The following is a 16,933-nucleotide window of genomic DNA, read 5'->3' on the forward strand; positions in this document are numbered from 1 at the left end:
TGAGTTATGTTTACAAAGAAAGATAATACAAAAACCAAACTACCTAAAAGAGTTACTACTCCAACTGTATTGCAGATGGAAGGAGTAGAATGTGGTGCCGCTGCCTTGAGTATCATTTTGGGATATTATGGGAAGTTTGTTCCATTGGAGAAACTAAGAATCTCTTGTGGGGTTTCTAGAGATGGTTTAAAAGCTACAAATATTTTAAAAGCTGCAAGACAATATGGTCTTGAGGGTAAAGGATATGCAAAATCTATAGAAAAGTTGAAAGAGTTGGAAATGCCAGCAATTATTTTCTGGAATTTTAATCACTTTTTAGTCATTGAAGGGTTCACAAAAGATAGAGTGTATTTAAGTGATCCAGCTCAAGGAAGGTATTATGTGAGTCATCAAGAGTTTGATGATGCATACACGGGTGTGGTTCTTACTTTTAAGCCTGGAGAAAAATTTGAAAAAGGGAACGAAAAGCAAGGATTGCTTAATTCTTTAGCTTCTAGAGTTTCTAATTCAAAATTAAGTCTAACCTATATAGTCCTTGCGAGTTTGTTTTTAGTAATTCCAGGATTAGTAATTCCATCATTTACCAAGATTTTTATTGATAAATATTTAATCAATGGAATATCAAGTTTCGTGATGCCATTATTATTAATAATGGGAGGTATGTTGGCTGTAAATGCGTTATTGGTATATATACAACAATATTATTTATTAAGATTAGAAACAAAGCTAGCGCTAACTACTTCGAGTAAGTTTTTATGGCATGTATTTCATTTACCAATAGCTTTTTTTACTCAACGTTATAGCGGAGAAATCGGGAATCGTGTTTCTTTAAATGATAAAGTAGCAAAGTTATTAAGTGGTGATTTAGCTAATTCAGCATTAAATGTCATTATGGTAGTTTTCTATGCTTTATTAATGTTCTCTTATGATGTCCTTCTAACAGTAATTGGAATTGTGATGGCCAGTTTAAATATCGTAATTCTTCAATATGTTTCTCGTGCAAGAAAAGATGGAAATAGGAGATTAACCAGTGAAAACGGCAAGTTATTAGGTACTACTACATCTGGAATTAGTATGATTGAAACGTTAAAAGCTTCAGGAAGAGAAAATGATTTCTTCACCAATTGGACTGGTTATTTGGCGAAAGTTGTAAATGCTCAACAAGAATTGGGATGGTTAACTACAAGATTAAATACAGTGCCACCCTTATTAATGTCTTTAAATAGCGCAATCATTTTAGGAGTTGGAGCAACTAGAGTTATGAATGGAGAAATGACTTTGGGTATGTTGGTTGCATTTATATACTTAATGAACAATTTTATAGGTCCTGTAAATCAATTGGTTTCTGTAGGTAGTTTACTACAAGAAACAGAAAGTGATATGGCCAGGATTGATGATGTATTAAACTATGAAGTTGCTAGCGAGTTTGAACATGATGAAAATGAACCAGAAAACAAGAGAGAGTTTCATAACAAACTATCTGGTCATTTCGAAATGAAAAATATCACATTTGGATACAATACTACAATGGATCCGTTAATTGAGAATTTCAGCTTAAAAGTAGAGCCAGGAAGCAGGGTTGCCTTAGTTGGTGGTTCTGGTAGTGGAAAATCTACAGTAGCACGATTAGCATCTGGTTTATACGATCCATGGAACGGAGATATTCTTTTCGATGATGTTCCTAGGAGAGAAATACCTAGACATATATTAAATGAATCTGTTGCAGTTATAGACCAAGAAGTTTTAATGTTTAAAGGATCGATTCAAGAGAATATCGCATTTTGGGATCATAAAATTCCAGAGAAGAGCATTATTCAATCAGCAAAGGATGCAGCAATACATGATGTAGTAGCCTCTAGAGCTGAGGCCTATGATAGTGCTGTTGCTGAGAGAGGGGCAAATTTTAGTGGAGGGCAACGTCAAAGATTAGAAATAGCTCGAGCATTAGCGCTAAATCCATCTATTTTGGTTATGGATGAAGCTACTAGTGCGTTAGATCCAAAATCTGAAAAGATTGTGATGGATAATATTAAAAGACGCGGTTGTACCTGTCTTATAGTGGCACATAGGTTAAGTACAATTATGGATTGTGATGAAATTATTGTGATGGAGTTTGGAAAGATAGTAGAAAGAGGAACACACAAGGAATTATTAGAGAAATCAGGAGCATATGCTCGTTTAATTGACGCAAAATAATCATCGAAATGTTTGAAAATAAAAAAATAAAATTAGCTTCTAATCAATCACTAGTTTTAAGTGAGTATGATCGTTTCTGGATGATTACTTCTGGAGAAGTAGATGTATTCTATACAAATGTTGATGATAAAGGAGTTTATAAAAGTAGTTTAAACTATTTATACACTGCAAAACAAGGAGAGTTATTATTCAGTTTAATAACTTCAAAAGAAGCTAGGAAAGATATGCACTTAATTGTTGTGAGTAAAGGTGCTTCATTAGTTGCAGTCAATAAAAATAGATTATTAAATATCGATCATTTCTTGCTTAGTGGTATGATCGATAAATGGATATTAAAACATGCTAGTACGGTTCATAATAAACTTGCACCAAGAGTTCATAGTGCTCTTGATGAATTTGGCTTAGTAGAATTAAAGAAGAATAGTACTGCTTATCCATCAAAAAAACTTGTTTGGGTAGAATTAGTTCAGGGAACAATAGGTGTTTATACCGGAGAAAATAAGGTTACTCTTAAGGATGAGTTTAAATTTCCTGTGCCAGTTTCAAATAATTTTTGGTTAAAAGCTGAAGATAATAGAACACAGGTAGAAGTAAAAAGCACAAACGATATATTAAAGGAAGAGATCTTTTTCATGCTATCTATGAATAATCTGCAAGAATATTTGTACGATAGGTTAATTGCTAATTTTAATCGAGCTAAAGAGAATGAAAGATTGAGAATTGCTGACAAAGTATCTTCGGAGCAAATTAAGCTTACTTCAACCTTAGAAAAGTTAAAGTCAATTATATCTGGTAAAGCAGGTGTAATTGAAGATAGTGGTCATACGAATCTGGATAACGAATTGTTTCATACTTGCAAGTTAATTGGAGATGCAATAGGGTTTCAATTTGAGGCACCAAAATATATAGAGTCTTATGAAAAGAACACAGCAAATCAATTACAAGCAATTGCGCAAGCTTCAAAAGTTCGTGTTCGAAAAATTATATTAAGAGGTTCATGGTGGAAAGATGAAAATGGTCATCTTTTAGCATTTAAAAAGAAAGAAAAAACACCAGTTGCTTTAATTCAACAAACACCAACATCGTATGTAATGAAAGATGTTGTTACAGGAAATGAAGAAGTAGTGGATTATAAAATTGCAGAAGAATTAGATCCTATTTCTTATATGTTTTTTTATGGATTCGAAGGAACAATTTCTTCAGTAAGAGAAATAGGAAATTTTGCTATTCAAGGGGTGAAAAAGGATGGTCGATTTTTAATGATTGCTGCTTTCATAGGAAGTTTAGTAGGACTTTTAGTTCCAATACTTTCAGGAGTTATGTTTGATGATGTAATCCCAACAGCAGATAAATCTTTGCATATTGAAGTGTTAGTAATTATGGTAATGTTAGCTTTAGTTACTGCAGGTATGCAATTAATTCAAGGAGTTCTTCAGTTAAGAGTAGAAACGAAATCAAGTATTAATTTACAGGCTGGTGTTATAGATCACCTGTTGAGGTTACCAGTTACTTTTTACAAGAAGTTTTCTGCAGGAGACCTTACAAACAGAGCGTTAAGTATTAATGGAATTCGACAGATTTTATCAAATACTGTTATGACAGCTGTTTTAAGTGGAGCTTTCTCTTTTGTAAATTTATTTCTTTTATTCTATTACGAGTCAAGCTTGGCATGGATCGGAGTAGGTCTCGCAGTAGCAGCAATCGCTTTTATGACTATCATTGGTATGGCAAAATTGAAGTATGATAGAGAAATTTCTGACGCACAAGGAGAATTACAAGGTTTTTTGTTTGAGTTTTTATCGGGAATAACAAAAATCCGAATCACTGGTGGAGAAAAAAGAATTTTTGCGCTTTGGGCAGATAGATTTGCAAGGCTTAAAAAATTAGGATTTAGCTCAGGAAGTTATCAAAACTACGTTGAAACTTTTAATGCATCTTATCCATTATTAACAAATATGTTCTTTTTCGGATTTATTTATTATACAGTGAATAATGCCGCTAATGTTGGGGCAATGATTTCTGTTGGAGCATTTATGGCATTCATAAGCGCATTCAATCAATTTTTACGTGATTGCTTAAAAATGAGTATTGCCTTAATCACTTCTTTGAATATAATTACTTTATATGAAAGAGTAAAGCCAATTCTTGAGGAAAAGCCAGAATCGGAAGGAGAAAGTTTAGATCCAGGTGAGCTTGTGGGTGAAATTGAATTAAACTCAATTTCTTTTAGATATCATGAAGAACAACCATTAATCTTGAATGACCTTTCTTTTAAAATTGACGCTGGAGAAATGGTAGCATTTGTAGGTACATCAGGTTCAGGGAAATCTACAATTATGAGATTACTTCTTGGGTTTGAAGAACCGGAAGCAGGTTCAATATATTACGATGGAAATTCTTACGATTCTATGAATAAGGATTTAGTTCGTCGTCAAATTGGTGTTGTACTTCAAAACGGAGCCTTAATGTCTGGTAGTATTTATAAAAATATTGTTGGTAATTCAGAATTAACATTAGAGGATGCTTGGGAAGCTGCTAGAATGGCGGGTATGGAAGAAGATATTAAGCAAATGCCAATGGGAATGCATACCGTTATTAGTGAAGGTGCAGGAACTTTTTCTGGTGGACAAAGACAGCGATTAATGATTGCAAGAGCTATTGTTCATAAACCAAGACTATTATTTATGGATGAAGCGACAAGTGCATTGGATAATAAGACTCAAAATATAGTATCGGAAAGTTTAGATAAGTTACAAGCAACTCGTATTGTAATTGCTCATAGGTTGAGTACCGTTATAAATGCAGATCGTATTTACGTTTTAGACAAAGGAAAAATTGTAGAGTCTGGTTCCTACAGTGAATTGATGAAACAAAATGGAGTATTTTCAAAATTAGCGAAACGACAAATCGCTTAATGGAAAGAAGAAAGAAATATCAGTATATCAAAAACTTCGTTAAAGATGATGAGGTAATCGAGGAATTATTGAATTATACAGAAAGTAAATTCAAATGTAATTCTAATGTCCTCGATTTTGTTGAGGACGAACCTTATATTGAAGCTTGGGATTTTTACAAAAAAGAATCACTGAGTAACGGAGTTTTTGAAACACTTAAAAAATATATTGTTCAGTTTAATTTTCCAATTGAAGAGAATATTTCAAAAACTGAAAGTTACAGAAATACGACTTTAAAAGGAAAAAAAGACTTTCCTGTACAAGGATTAAAACTTAACAATAAAGAGGGGATAGAATTGGATGTTTATGAAAGTGGATTTGTAGGTAAGGTTCCTGTTTTGACTGTTCCTGATTCAGATGATTTTGTATCAATTATTTCTGCTTTATGCTATAAAAATGAGCCCACAAATGTAGCTAAATCAATGGGAGCAATATTTATTAGTGGGATTAATAATTGGCATAGAATAGAAAAACAAAAACAGTATTGGCAAAATAAAGAGCCTTTTGAAAGTTGGGGGAATGTTTTTAAAAATAAAATAGTCCCTAATCCAGAATTATATAAGGATAAGCTTATCGTGTTAAGTACAAAACCTTACAGTAATGTAAGTGCTAATACAATAGGTGTTTCTAAGGGTTTCTGGAAAGAAACTTCGGTTGCTATAAGAAAAGCTCATGAGTGTGCTCATGTATTTACTCAGAAGTATTATGGATCTATTTCAAAGAATATATACGACGAATTAGTTGCAGATTATACAGGTATTGTAAGTTCCCGAAAGAAGTTTGATAAAGATTGGATGCTACATTTCTTTGGTTTGGAGAATTATCCTAGTTACCGCGAAGGGGGACGGTTTCAAAACTATTTGGATGAAAATTTATCTGAAAAGGCAATTTCACTTTTGAGAGATTTTACTGTAAAAGCCATTGACAATATTGCCGAGTTCGATAAAACTCTGGGTAGCATTCAATCGTCAAACGATTTTTTAAACAGAATTAAAAGTTTATGTGAAACAGATTTCCTTTCTATGTCGATGGAAGATGGAAAAGAGAACTTGTTAAGGAGTTATCATAAACATACAGAAGAAGAATTGATAGAATGAAGAAACATGAAAAAACATTATTAGAGGTAAGTTCAATTTTAGATAAAATCTCAACCATACTTGATGCAGAAAGAAGCACTTTGTTTTTGTTAAACGAACAAAAAGAAACACTCGATAGTATGGTAGCACAAGGAGTAGAGAATATTGTGATTTCTGTTCCTAAGAATACTGGTCTTGTATGGGATTCCTTTAATAAAGCAGATGCAGTTATTGAAAATAATGTACAGACTAATTCACATTTCAATAATAGTTTTGATAATCAATTAAAATTTGTAACGAAGTCGGTATTATGTGTCCCTGTTTTTGATGATAAAGAACAAGTTATTGGTGTTTTACAATGTTTGAACAAGAAGAATGGGACTTTTTCGAATAAAGATGTTAGAATCCTGAACAGTTTTGCGGCGGCTATAAACTTAATTGTTAAAAATAGCGAACTCTACTATGCTAGTGAGCATTTGAAAAATAATTTTTCATCACTGTTAGAAGTTTTTAAAGTAGTTTCTTCTGAGTTAAATTTGAATAAATTAATTCCGCTTATTATGAATAAAGCGGCAGAAATTACCAATGCGGATAGAAGTTCTTTGTTTTTGGTAGATGAAGAAACAAATGAGCTTTGGACAATTTTCGCAAAAGGTCTTGAGAATAATGTTGTTCGAACTAAAAAGGGAATTGTAGCAAATGTTGCTAGGAATAAAAAACCACTTATAGTTAATGATCCTTATAGTCATCCTGATTTTAATTCGGCAGTTGATAAAAGAACGGGCTATGTAACCAAATCTATTTTAAGTGTTCCCGTTTTTAATTCTGAAAATGAAGTTTTAGGAGTTGTTCAATCTATCAATAAACATAAAGGAGGGTTTAATCAGGAAGATTTAGATATTTTAACCGGTTTTGCTAGTCAAATTAAAATTGCAATTGAAAATGCAAAGCTTTTCGATCAAATCCAAGGAATGAAGAACTATCTGAATATTTTGGTGCAAAATCTGGATAATGGAATTATTACGATCGATAATTCTTTGAAAGTAAAAACGGCAAATGATCAATTCTATAAAATCTTTGAATTGAATGAAGGTTCTGAATTTATAGACAATAAAATCAATGATATTTATTTCTTGAGAATGGAATTTGAAGAGTTATGTTTAGAAACATTGCAATCTGGGAAGAAACTATATCATGAGAATGTAGAACTTAAACTTTCAGAAGAAAAGTTATTGACCCTGAACATCAGTGTGCTTCCGATGAAAGATGTGAAAGATAATAATGTGGGTGTCATTATTGTATTTAACGATGTTACGAAAGAGAAAAGAATTCAATCAAACTTAAGTAGATATATTCCTCAGCATTTAGTAAATGAGGTTATGAATAGAGATAATTTGTCTTTATTAAAAGGGAAATATTCAAAGTGTAGTATTCTGTTTTCAGATATAAGAAACTTCACCACATTAACCGAAAAATTTGGGGCGATAGAAATAGTAAAATTATTGAACAACTATTTCGAAGCCATGATTTCTTTAGTGTACAAATATGATGGGATCTTAGATAAGTTTATAGGAGACGCAATCATGTCGGTTTTTGGTATTCCTTATGCAAATATTTCGGATAGTAAGAATGCCGTTTATTGTGCTCTTGAAATGTTAGAAAGCTTGAGAGGCTTAAATGAAAGAAACGAACTTTCTCCAAATATCAATATCGGATTAGGAATAAGTACAGGAAATGTTGTTTCAGGAAATATTGGTTCAGAAAAAAGATTTGAATATACGGTTATCGGCGATTCCGTGAATTTAGCCGCACGTTTAGAAAGTGCCACAAAAATTTATGATATCGATTTATTGATTTGTGAAGAAACCTACAATGAAATCAAAGATGAATTCTATTGCCGTCAAATCGATACTATTTGTGTGAAAGGTAAGCAATTTCCAGTAAATATTTTTACAGTAATTAAGAGTAAAAGAGAGAAACTAACTGAAAAAGAAGTAAGTTTTAATACTGCTTTTTCAAAAGGGTTAGTTTGTTATAAAAAGCAAGATTACCAAAATGCTGCGACGCATTTTTTAACGGCAAAAAAAATCAATCAAGAAGATGGACCTACTTCTGTATTCATTGAAAAATGCAATAGTATTTTATTAGAATCGAGAAAGTTCAAAGTTTAAAATTCTTGTGGTAAACTAGTTTTACTTTTGTCAGTTTTTTTGGCACTTTTATCACTTTTAGTCATGTTATTTTTACAATATATAATGTTAAAAAGTATCATTTATGGAACCAACAGAAGAACAAATAGTATTTGATCGCATCATTAGAGAGGCTTGGGAAAACTATGAATTTAAACAAGAGTTAATAAATTCTCCTCTTGATGCAATTGAGGAATTGACGGGAAAGAAATTAATTATTCCAGAAGGTAAAACCTTTGTAGTAAAAGATCAATCAGATGAATCTAATATATATTTTAATATTCCTGCTAAACCTAGTATGGAAGATGTTGAGTTAAATGACGAACAACTTGATATTGTAGCAGGTGGAAGTGGTACTAATTCCCCAATTATTATTGTAAATGGAGTTTCAGATGTAACAGTTCAAGGAGGAGGAAGTTAAAGACCAAAATTCTCAAAGAGTGAATGCTCAATTAGTAGTTTATAGAAACATTACTTTGGGGAAGTATCTTAGAATGGTGCTTCCTTTTTTTGTTTTGATGATAAATTCAATTTATGGTCAGAATGAAACTATTATAAATAAGAGCAAGGCAGATAGTTTATACGAAGAGGGAAATAAAAAATTAGGAAAAGGAGTTTTTAAAGAAGCATTGAAAGATTATGTTGAGAGTTTAGAAATATATAATAGAGAAAATAACAATACTCGTACAGGAGATTGTCATAGTAAAATTGCAGTAGTCTATTACTATCAAGGAAAATATAATGAAGCTTTTTTAAATTTTGATCAAAGCATTCAATATTATCGACTATCTAATTTTAAAAAAGGATTGTCTTCATCTTTCAATAATCAAGGAGCTATTTACTATTATTTAGGTAACTATCCTAAAGCTCTAGATAAATATAGAAATGCTTTAACCATTCAGGAAGAGTTAGATAATAAATCTCAAATAGCAGCTACTACGAAAAATATTGGAGGTATTTATTTAGAGCTACAAGATTTTAAAAGTGCAAAGTCACATTTCTTATTATCAAAAAAAATATACCAATCAATAAATGAAGAAAAACCTTTAATACAAGTATTAGATGGTTTAGGAGAGATGTGTTTAAGAGAATCTAAATTTAATGAAGCTCTTGAAAATTTTGAAAGCGCACTTGATTTAATTAAAAAGTTTAAAGATCAGAGACTAGAAGTTGAAGTTTTATTCAACTTAGGGAAATTATACTATTTAAAAAAAGATTATAGTACTGCATTATCATATTATAATGAATCTTTAATAAAAGCTACAAAGCAAAATAATACGTTATACGAAAGCAATGCTACTATAGCAATTGGGGTTTTACAGCAAAAAAAAGGAGAAATATTTTCTGCGATAAAAAAATGTAAAAAAGGACTTCAGCTTGCAACGAAATTGAAGGTAATATCTACTCAAGAAGAAGCTTGTGAATGTTTATATAATGCGTACAAATCAGCTAACAAAAATTCATATGCATTAAAATATCTAGAAAAAATGCATTTGCTAAAAGATAGTTTGAATTTGAAACAAACTTCAGATAAAATATTAAAAATGAAGTTTGAAAAAGAAATGTTACTAGATAGTATTGCCAATGTTGAAAAAGAAAGAAAACTCCAAATGCAGCACAAAGAAGAGGTTGCTAAAAAGGAAAAGCAAAGAAACATGTTATTGGTATCGGGGGCATTTATTATTTTAATTGCAGTTGCCCTGTGGAGTAGGCTTAATTTTACTAAAAAAGCAAAAGCAAGGTTACAAGTAGAAAAAGATCGATCAGAACATTTACTTCATAATATTTTACCTGAAGAAGTTGCAGATGAACTCAAAGAAAATGGGTTTGTTAAAGCTCAAGATTTTGAAAAAGCAGCCATATTATTTACCGATTTTAAATCTTTTACTCAAACTGCTTCATTGTTAACACCGCAAGAATTGGTGCAAGAGATTAATGAGTGTTTCAAAGCATTTGACCAAATCATGGAAAAATATGCATTGGAAAAAATAAAAACTATTGGAGATGCTTATATGGCAGCTGGTGGTTTGCCAAAACCAGATGCAAATGCTGTAAAGAAAATGATTTATGCTGCACTTGAAATGCAAGATTTTATCAGATTAAGAAAGATAGAAAATGAAACGAAAAACAAACCAGCTTTTGACATGAGAGTTGGTATTCATGTGGGACCTATAGTAGCAGGAATTGTTGGAGTAAAAAAGTTCCAATATGACATTTGGGGAGATACGGTAAATACAGCTAGTAGAATGGAAAGCAATGGAGTTATTGAAAAAGTGAACATTAGTAGTGCTACATACAACCTTGTCAAAGATGAAAAAGATTTGGTTTTTGAATACCGAGGAGCAATTGAAGCTAAAGGGAAAGGAGCCTTAGAAATGTATTTCGTTTCGTTAAAAAATAATATTTCTTCAAAAAAATGAGCAAAAAAACAATCAAATGCAGTTTTCTCAGGCTCTTTGACATTTTTGTGATAATTCCATAAAATATCTTTACAACATCAAAAAATAAACAATATATATTATGAAGTCTACAAAAGAAAATCAATTATTTAATCAATTAGTAGAAAAAGCTTGGGGAGACGAAAACTTCAAGAATGAGTTAATCGCAAATCCGGTAGATGCTATTGAAAAATTAACAGGTAAAAAGCTTGATTTACCAGAAGGAAAAAAGATTGTGGTAAGAGATCAAACAAATGAATCAAGCGTATATATAAATATACCTGCTAAGCCTAATATAGAAGATTTGCAATTAACTGAAGAACAGTTAGAAGCAGTTGCTGGTGGTGCTGATTTAGGAGATTTAATAGATGTAATAAAAGATATTCTTACTCCAACTATACCAACATTTCCTACAATATTGTAAGACTTAATTACAATATCACTCAAAACGAAATTATAATAAATATCAACAATAATAAAATAGAAATCATGGAATCGAGAAATGAAGGTCAGCTATTTCAACAAGTTATAACGGAAGCATGGGAAAATGCTAATTTTAAAACGGAATTAGTAGCAAATCCAGTTGCGGCAATTGAAGAATTAACTGGAGTGCGTATTAATTTGCCTGAAGGGAAGACCTTAATTGTAAGAGATCAAACGGATCAATCTGTGATCTATATAAATATTCCTGCTAAACCTAATATCGATGATTTGGAATTGAATGAGGAACAATTAGAGGTAATTGCTGGTGGAGGCATTATTTTTCCAATCATAAATCTTGATTTTTTAAACTGGGTACCAGGTGAAGATGGTGGAGGTCATAAATAATTAGTCAGTGTTAATGACATTTTTATCATAATGCTTCACATCATATTTATGCTATATTTCACACATAAAAACATATAACAATTAAAGAAAAACAGCAAAAATCACAAGAGCAATTTCAAGTTATATTAAGAAAAGCGTGAGGAGAAGAGACTTTTAAACAAGATTTAATAGCAAACCCTATTGATACGATTGAAAAGGTAACTAGATAACGTATTAATTCACATGAAGGTAAAACCTTAATATTAAAATATCAAAGGGATGATTCTAAGGTTTATATAAATATCTCACCATAATCCAACATGGAAGATTTAGAACTAAGTGAAGAGCAATTATAGGTAAATAGCATGCGATGGTGTTATACAGCCAACATGGAGGATAATATTTACATTACCAACCGATTCGTTAAACGATTGATGTGAATAATAAGAATAATAATTAATTAAATAATAACAATTAAACTTTAATATTATGGAGATTACAAGAGAACAAAAATTACTGCAACAAGTAGTAAGCGAAGCTTGGGAAAATGCTGATTTTAAATCAAAATTAATAGCAAATCCATTAGAGGCTATAGAGGATTTAACAGGAGAAAAGTTAAGTATTCCAAAAGGTAAAACCTTTGTAGTGAGAGATCAAACTGATGAGAGTACAGTATATATTAACATACCTGCTAAACAGGAATTAGAGGATGTCGAATTAAACGAAGACCAGTTAGAGGTTGTAGCGGGAGGTGTTATTGGTGGACCCAATGGGGGAAGTTGTGTTGTAAATCCTTTTTACAATATTTTGAAACCTGAACACGTATTTGATCCAACACAAGAAACTCAAATTTAAAATATAATATTATGAAAAGAACATTAGAACAACAAGAAAAAGGAAAAGAATTACACCAAATGTTAGTGCAAAAAGCATGGGAGAGTGCAACCTTTAAAGAAAAGTTAATTAACAACCCTTATAAAACTATTTCTGAAATTACAGGCGCAAATATTTCTAATGATGTTAAGTTAGTCGTGGAAGATCAAACAGATTCTAATATTTTTTATATTAATATTCCAAGAAAGTTTGATGTTGATGAAATTGAATTGACAGACGAGCAATTAGAAACTATATCGGGTGGAGGCGATTTAATTACTGGAGCTACAATTGCAGCTGGTGTTGCAGTAGCTACTTTGCTCGGAGCTGCATTTTCTTTTGGATATGGTGTAGGTAAAGATATAGCTACAAAATAGTTTATTATTAAAAATTAACAGAAGAAATGATTACACAAGAACAGATAAATCAAGGGCAAGAATTTTTAAACACCCTAATACAGAAATCATGGGATAGTCCAGAATTTAAGAATCAATTAATAACTAATCCAAAACAAACTATTAAGAAAGTTACAGGTTTAGACTCAGACGTATTAGCAGATGAGGGAAAAATTATAGTCGAAGATCAAACTAATCGTGATATAATTTATTTAAATATACCCAGAAAAGTAGATGTAGATGAATTTGAATTAACTGATGAGCAATTAGACACTGTGTCTGGTGGTGATGTAGTTGTAGGCACACTTATTGTTGTAGGTGTATTAGCTGGAGCATCCCTAGTGGCTGCTGGTGCAGGTGCTGTAGTAGGTTACTATGCAAATAAAAAATAAATTTATATATTCGTTTATGAATAAAAATAAAGATGATATAAATATTACGAAAGCAGGCATTGTTTGTATTGTAGGATTAATTTTAATGTACTATGGTTCTCATGTAAAAGAATTGGGATCAAAAAAAACGGGTTATGCTCTAATGTCAATCGGTCTTTTAATATGTTTTATAAATGCAGTTTTTTGGATTCTTAAATTATTCAAAAAATAATAGATTAATTCATACAATATAAATATTTTAAGATTCATCAGATACCTCAAAAAGCCAAAATAGATCCATTATCTATTTTGGTTTTTTTGACAATTTTAATTTCTGTGATATTTTTTAATAAATAGAAAAGTCTGAACTTGTAAATAGTTTGTTAACTCCTATAATTCAATTACAAATTATAATAAGTAATATGTAAAACAGTTAAAAACATTCAAGTAGAATATTTATTTTTTTTTGGCATTATCGTCATTCTTATAAAAATTATCTTTATTTCTCAAGATATACACATTATAATGAAAACAGATAACAACAACTTCAATTTTGATAAATTAATAGAACCAAAAAAATCAGCGGATTTTATATCAGATTTTTGGGAAAACAAATTTTTATATAATAAAAGGAAAAATAAAGAATATTTTAAAGATATATTCTCTATTCAAGATTTTGATTCGATTTTAGAGTATGGTCAACCCAAAGGAAGTAACTTAAGAGTGGTTAAAAACCAGGAGCCATTAATATCTTCCAAATATGAAAATAACGATGGAAGTTTGAATTTAAACCAACTTTATGTTTGTTATGCAGATGGCTATACTATTGTGGTTAATGAAATTAATAAATATTGTAAACCTATTAATAACTTGGTTCATAATATGAGACAAGAGTTAAGCCATGATGTTACAGCGAATGCTTACTTAACACCTGTAAATCAAAAAGCATTGGCACCTCATTATGATACCCATGATGTTTTTGTATTACAAATTTCTGGTAAGAAGCATTGGAATTTTTATGATGATGCCAATTATAAAACACCTTTATTAAATAGTTTTCAACCTATATTTCAAGAAGGTCAATTATCAGGTAAAAAAGAAGTTACTATAGAAGCTGGAGACTTAATGTATATTCCAAGGGGTTTACCTCATGAGGCTTATACTACAGATGAATCTTCACTACATTTAACAATAGGCATTTATCCAACACAACATGTAGATTTATTGTCTAAAGCGGTTCAATCTTTGGCGCAAAATGATATAGATTTAAGAAAAGCACTACCAGTAGGTTTTTTAAATTTTACTGAAGTTGAAAAAAGGAAATTTATAAAAGAGATATCTTCTAAATTTAGTGATACATTAGAAAAGATATTAGTTGAGGGTAATTTAGAGAATACATTATTTACTGTAAGTGATGAATTTAGAAATAAAGTACAACCCAAGTCAGACGGTCATTTTGCTCAAATAGATAAAATTGATTCTCTAACATTAGAATCTAAACTTATTAAAAGAGATAATATGCCTACTAAGGTAGTTGATAACGGTCAATATAGCAGAATTTTGTTTCCTGGAAATGTTATTAAAGGACCTGCACAAATTTCATCTGTTTTCCAATTCATTGCTGAGTCGGATACTTTTGAGGTTCGAGATATTCCTAAAGTAAATGATGCTAACAAATTAAAATTAGCGAAAAGACTTATAAGAGGAGGATTATTAAAAACAGTATAATAATCTTCGATAGAAATTTAAAAAAGCACTCAGAGTAAATTTTGAGTGCTTTTTTTATTAAGATACACTAAGTATTCATAGCTAAGTATTAAAGTTTTCAACACAATTTCAATAGGGGGATTCCCCCTTTTTTCTTTCTCAAAACCCCTGAATTAATTCAAGGAAAACAACATAATTAAAACCGTTTTTTTATTGCGATAAATTAATAAATCCGATAGTAGTTTTGAGGTTGACCACCAACCAAATAAACTACTAGTAATGATCTATGAGATATTACAAATCATTTCAGAAGAGTTAAATGATTATCTAGATGAAAATGCCGTGTCGCTGGCAAATATTGCTGATGCTGACGTAGAAGGGAGTTCTTCAGGAAATTTTCCAGACATAGCATTGTCACTGATAAATCTACAAGAAGAGTTTGCTCTTAAAAACATACGAAATGATTACGTAAATAATAGTTCAGTTACATATAAAAACCCTAAGGTTTATTTAAACCTTTTCATCCTTTTTAGTGTTAATAAGTCTACTTACACGGAGTCTTTAAAAAGTTTGACAAAGCTTATTGCATTCTTCCAAGGAAAGAAAGTTTTTACACAAGCAAATTCAAATTATCAAAATGTTGATGGAATTGAAAACATAAAAAGTTTCAAGTTCATTACAGAACTCTACACTCCAACTTTTGAAGAACTCAACTTCATTTGGGGAACACTTGGTGGAAAACAAAAACCATCTGTATTATATAAAATTACACTGCTCGAAATCGAAAGAGAGGTAATTGCTAAGGAAGGTTCAGTAATCTCAGAGATGCAAAGAAATTCTTTAATCAACAATTAACAAATGGTCTATAAAACACTTTTTAATATTGATGTGTTACATGCTTATTTTCTTGATAGAGGGGAAAAGAAATACCACGCTGCAAATGCCAGTGATGAATTGTCTGATAAGGAGAAAAATGAACTTATTCGATCTTATAACTTATTCGATTTCATTGAGGTTGTACCAAATAAGAGGACAAAAATTTTAGCAAAAAACCATCGAATTTTAATTAGAAATCATTCAAAGGGATTGAGGGTTTTAACAAGTTCGTTAAAGGTTAATTCCGAAGAAGGAAATAATACTGTAGAGAGGTATAATCCAATTATCGAATTGTCAGATGATACAACATTTACATTCTTCATAAAAATTAAAGATAGATTCTTCCTGAATTATTCAGATATAACAGATAAGAAAAATAACAGACTCTATCTCTTAACTAATGTTAGCTCATCTGTTTCCAACTTATTTACATCAAATGGAAATATTGAAAAATGGGATGAATTTTTAATCACGGAAAGAGAATCAAGAAAACTAGTTTATGAGTTAGAAAAAGAACAAGAGTTCGATACAGTTTCTCCAAAACTTGTTACGATTTCTAGTATCGATGAATCTTTAATTGAAAGTATTGAGGATAAAATAGTAGCGGATACTTCATTGACTGAATCAGAGAGTGATATCTACAATTACTTAAACAATTCTGTTCAACATTTAAAAAACACAGGAGTAATAGGTGTTTTAAAAGTGAAAGTTGCGGGTGAAGCTAATTCAGATCTAACAGAAATTGTTGATACCGAAAATCTAGAAACCGGACTCTTTGATGTTCAAAAACAATGTCTCTTAAAATCTGCGCCAGATTTTCAAATCTATATTGAAAATAAGAAAACATATTGGAGATACAAACAACAGTCTGAAAATCAAATAATGGTAACAAATCAAGAGTATCCACTTACCAAAAACGGGAAAGTTGAAATAGAAAAATCTGATGTTACTCCTCAACCCCAAGGAACGCTGTTTTTTCCAAATCCTACTATTGAAAGTATCACTCAAGAAGAACAAGATTACTATTCGGAAATATTCATTTAATAAAAAC

15 protein-coding genes are annotated in these 16,933 nt (G+C 30.8%); all 15 read left to right on the forward strand.

What is annotated here, in order from left to right; all coding sequences use genetic code 11:
- Positions 1-6 precede the first annotated feature (6 nt).
- The 15 genes from BTO06_RS17965 (at position 7) to BTO06_RS18035 (ending at position 16,926) form a co-directional block, all read left to right on the forward strand.
- Complete coding sequence (locus tag BTO06_RS17965; RefSeq protein ID WP_100926618.1) at positions 7-2,196, forward strand: NHLP family bacteriocin export ABC transporter peptidase/permease/ATPase subunit; 2,190 nt, start codon at positions 7-9, stop codon at positions 2,194-2,196.
- Between the two features lie 8 nt (positions 2,197-2,204).
- A complete protein-coding gene (locus BTO06_RS17970; RefSeq protein ID WP_100926619.1) occupies positions 2,205-5,111 on the forward strand; it encodes an NHLP bacteriocin export ABC transporter permease/ATPase subunit in 2,907 nt (968 codons plus the stop codon).
- On the forward strand, positions 5,111-6,247 hold the full coding sequence (locus tag BTO06_RS17975; RefSeq protein WP_100926620.1) for a DUF7005 family protein: 1,137 nt from the start codon (positions 5,111-5,113) through the stop codon (positions 6,245-6,247). The genes BTO06_RS17970 and BTO06_RS17975 overlap by 1 nt, the downstream gene beginning before the upstream one ends.
- A complete protein-coding gene (locus tag BTO06_RS17980; protein WP_100926621.1) occupies positions 6,244-8,397 on the forward strand; it encodes a GAF domain-containing protein in 2,154 nt (717 codons plus the stop codon). Before BTO06_RS17975 ends, BTO06_RS17980 begins: the two co-directional genes overlap by 4 nt.
- Positions 8,398-8,500: 103 nt before the next feature.
- A complete protein-coding gene (locus BTO06_RS17985) occupies positions 8,501-8,836 on the forward strand; it encodes an NHLP leader peptide family RiPP precursor (protein WP_100926622.1) in 336 nt (111 codons plus the stop codon).
- 19 nt (positions 8,837-8,855) lie between these two features.
- A complete protein-coding gene (locus tag BTO06_RS17990; RefSeq protein WP_157811917.1) occupies positions 8,856-10,835 on the forward strand; it encodes an adenylate/guanylate cyclase domain-containing protein in 1,980 nt (659 codons plus the stop codon).
- A 100-nt stretch (positions 10,836-10,935) separates the two neighbouring features.
- Positions 10,936-11,277 carry an NHLP leader peptide family RiPP precursor gene (locus BTO06_RS17995; RefSeq protein ID WP_100926624.1) on the forward strand — a complete coding sequence of 114 codons (342 nt, stop codon included), beginning with the start codon at positions 10,936-10,938 and terminating at the stop codon, positions 11,275-11,277.
- Positions 11,278-11,342: 65 nt separating this feature from the next.
- Positions 11,343-11,681: an NHLP leader peptide family RiPP precursor gene (locus tag BTO06_RS18000; RefSeq protein ID WP_100926625.1), complete on the forward strand. Its 339-nt coding sequence runs from the start codon at positions 11,343-11,345 to the stop codon at positions 11,679-11,681.
- Between the two features lie 468 nt (positions 11,682-12,149).
- Positions 12,150-12,515, forward strand: a complete 366-nt coding sequence (locus BTO06_RS18005; RefSeq protein ID WP_198517110.1) for a hypothetical protein — start codon at positions 12,150-12,152, stop codon at positions 12,513-12,515.
- An 11-nt stretch (positions 12,516-12,526) separates the two neighbouring features.
- A complete protein-coding gene (locus tag BTO06_RS18010) occupies positions 12,527-12,910 on the forward strand; it encodes a class IIb bacteriocin, lactobin A/cerein 7B family (protein WP_100926626.1) in 384 nt (127 codons plus the stop codon).
- A gap of 26 nt (positions 12,911-12,936) precedes the next feature.
- Positions 12,937-13,320, forward strand: coding sequence for a TOMM propeptide domain-containing protein (locus BTO06_RS18015; RefSeq protein ID WP_100926627.1), 384 nt, complete (start codon positions 12,937-12,939; stop codon positions 13,318-13,320).
- A 16-nt stretch (positions 13,321-13,336) separates the two neighbouring features.
- A complete protein-coding gene (locus tag BTO06_RS18020; protein ID WP_157811918.1) occupies positions 13,337-13,531 on the forward strand; it encodes a hypothetical protein in 195 nt (64 codons plus the stop codon).
- A gap of 293 nt (positions 13,532-13,824) precedes the next feature.
- Positions 13,825-15,027 carry a cupin domain-containing protein gene (locus BTO06_RS18025; RefSeq protein ID WP_100926629.1) on the forward strand — a complete coding sequence of 401 codons (1,203 nt, stop codon included), beginning with the start codon at positions 13,825-13,827 and terminating at the stop codon, positions 15,025-15,027.
- 258 nt (positions 15,028-15,285) lie between these two features.
- Complete coding sequence (locus BTO06_RS18030; RefSeq protein ID WP_100926630.1) at positions 15,286-15,861, forward strand: DUF4255 domain-containing protein; 576 nt, start codon at positions 15,286-15,288, stop codon at positions 15,859-15,861.
- Between the two features lie 3 nt (positions 15,862-15,864).
- Positions 15,865-16,926: a hypothetical protein gene (locus BTO06_RS18035; protein ID WP_100926631.1), complete on the forward strand. Its 1,062-nt coding sequence runs from the start codon at positions 15,865-15,867 to the stop codon at positions 16,924-16,926.
- The last annotated feature ends 7 nt before the right edge of the window (positions 16,927-16,933 follow it).

It is taken from the genome of Tenacibaculum sp. SZ-18 (assembly GCF_002813915.1).
In the GTDB taxonomy this organism is placed as follows: domain Bacteria; phylum Bacteroidota; class Bacteroidia; order Flavobacteriales; family Flavobacteriaceae; genus Polaribacter.

Coding starts and splice junctions, on each gene's coding strand:
- BTO06_RS18000 (WP_100926625.1), top strand. CDS start 11,343: ATGGAATCGAGAAATGAAGGTCAGCTATTTCAACAAGTTATAACGGAA.
- BTO06_RS17985 (WP_100926622.1), top strand. CDS start 8,501: ATGGAACCAACAGAAGAACAAATAGTATTTGATCGCATCATTAGAGAG.
- BTO06_RS17970 (WP_100926619.1), top strand. CDS start 2,205: ATGTTTGAAAATAAAAAAATAAAATTAGCTTCTAATCAATCACTAGTT.
- BTO06_RS18025 (WP_100926629.1), top strand. CDS start 13,825: ATGAAAACAGATAACAACAACTTCAATTTTGATAAATTAATAGAACCA.
- BTO06_RS18005 (WP_198517110.1), top strand. CDS start 12,150: ATGGAGATTACAAGAGAACAAAAATTACTGCAACAAGTAGTAAGCGAA.
- BTO06_RS18015 (WP_100926627.1), top strand. CDS start 12,937: ATGATTACACAAGAACAGATAAATCAAGGGCAAGAATTTTTAAACACC.
- BTO06_RS17965 (WP_100926618.1), top strand. CDS start 7: ATGTTTACAAAGAAAGATAATACAAAAACCAAACTACCTAAAAGAGTT.
- BTO06_RS17975 (WP_100926620.1), top strand. CDS start 5,111: ATGGAAAGAAGAAAGAAATATCAGTATATCAAAAACTTCGTTAAAGAT.
- BTO06_RS18035 (WP_100926631.1), top strand. CDS start 15,865: ATGGTCTATAAAACACTTTTTAATATTGATGTGTTACATGCTTATTTT.
- BTO06_RS17980 (WP_100926621.1), top strand. CDS start 6,244: ATGAAGAAACATGAAAAAACATTATTAGAGGTAAGTTCAATTTTAGAT.
- BTO06_RS18020 (WP_157811918.1), top strand. CDS start 13,337: ATGAATAAAAATAAAGATGATATAAATATTACGAAAGCAGGCATTGTT.
- BTO06_RS17995 (WP_100926624.1), top strand. CDS start 10,936: ATGAAGTCTACAAAAGAAAATCAATTATTTAATCAATTAGTAGAAAAA.
- BTO06_RS18030 (WP_100926630.1), top strand. CDS start 15,286: ATGATCTATGAGATATTACAAATCATTTCAGAAGAGTTAAATGATTAT.
- BTO06_RS18010 (WP_100926626.1), top strand. CDS start 12,527: ATGAAAAGAACATTAGAACAACAAGAAAAAGGAAAAGAATTACACCAA.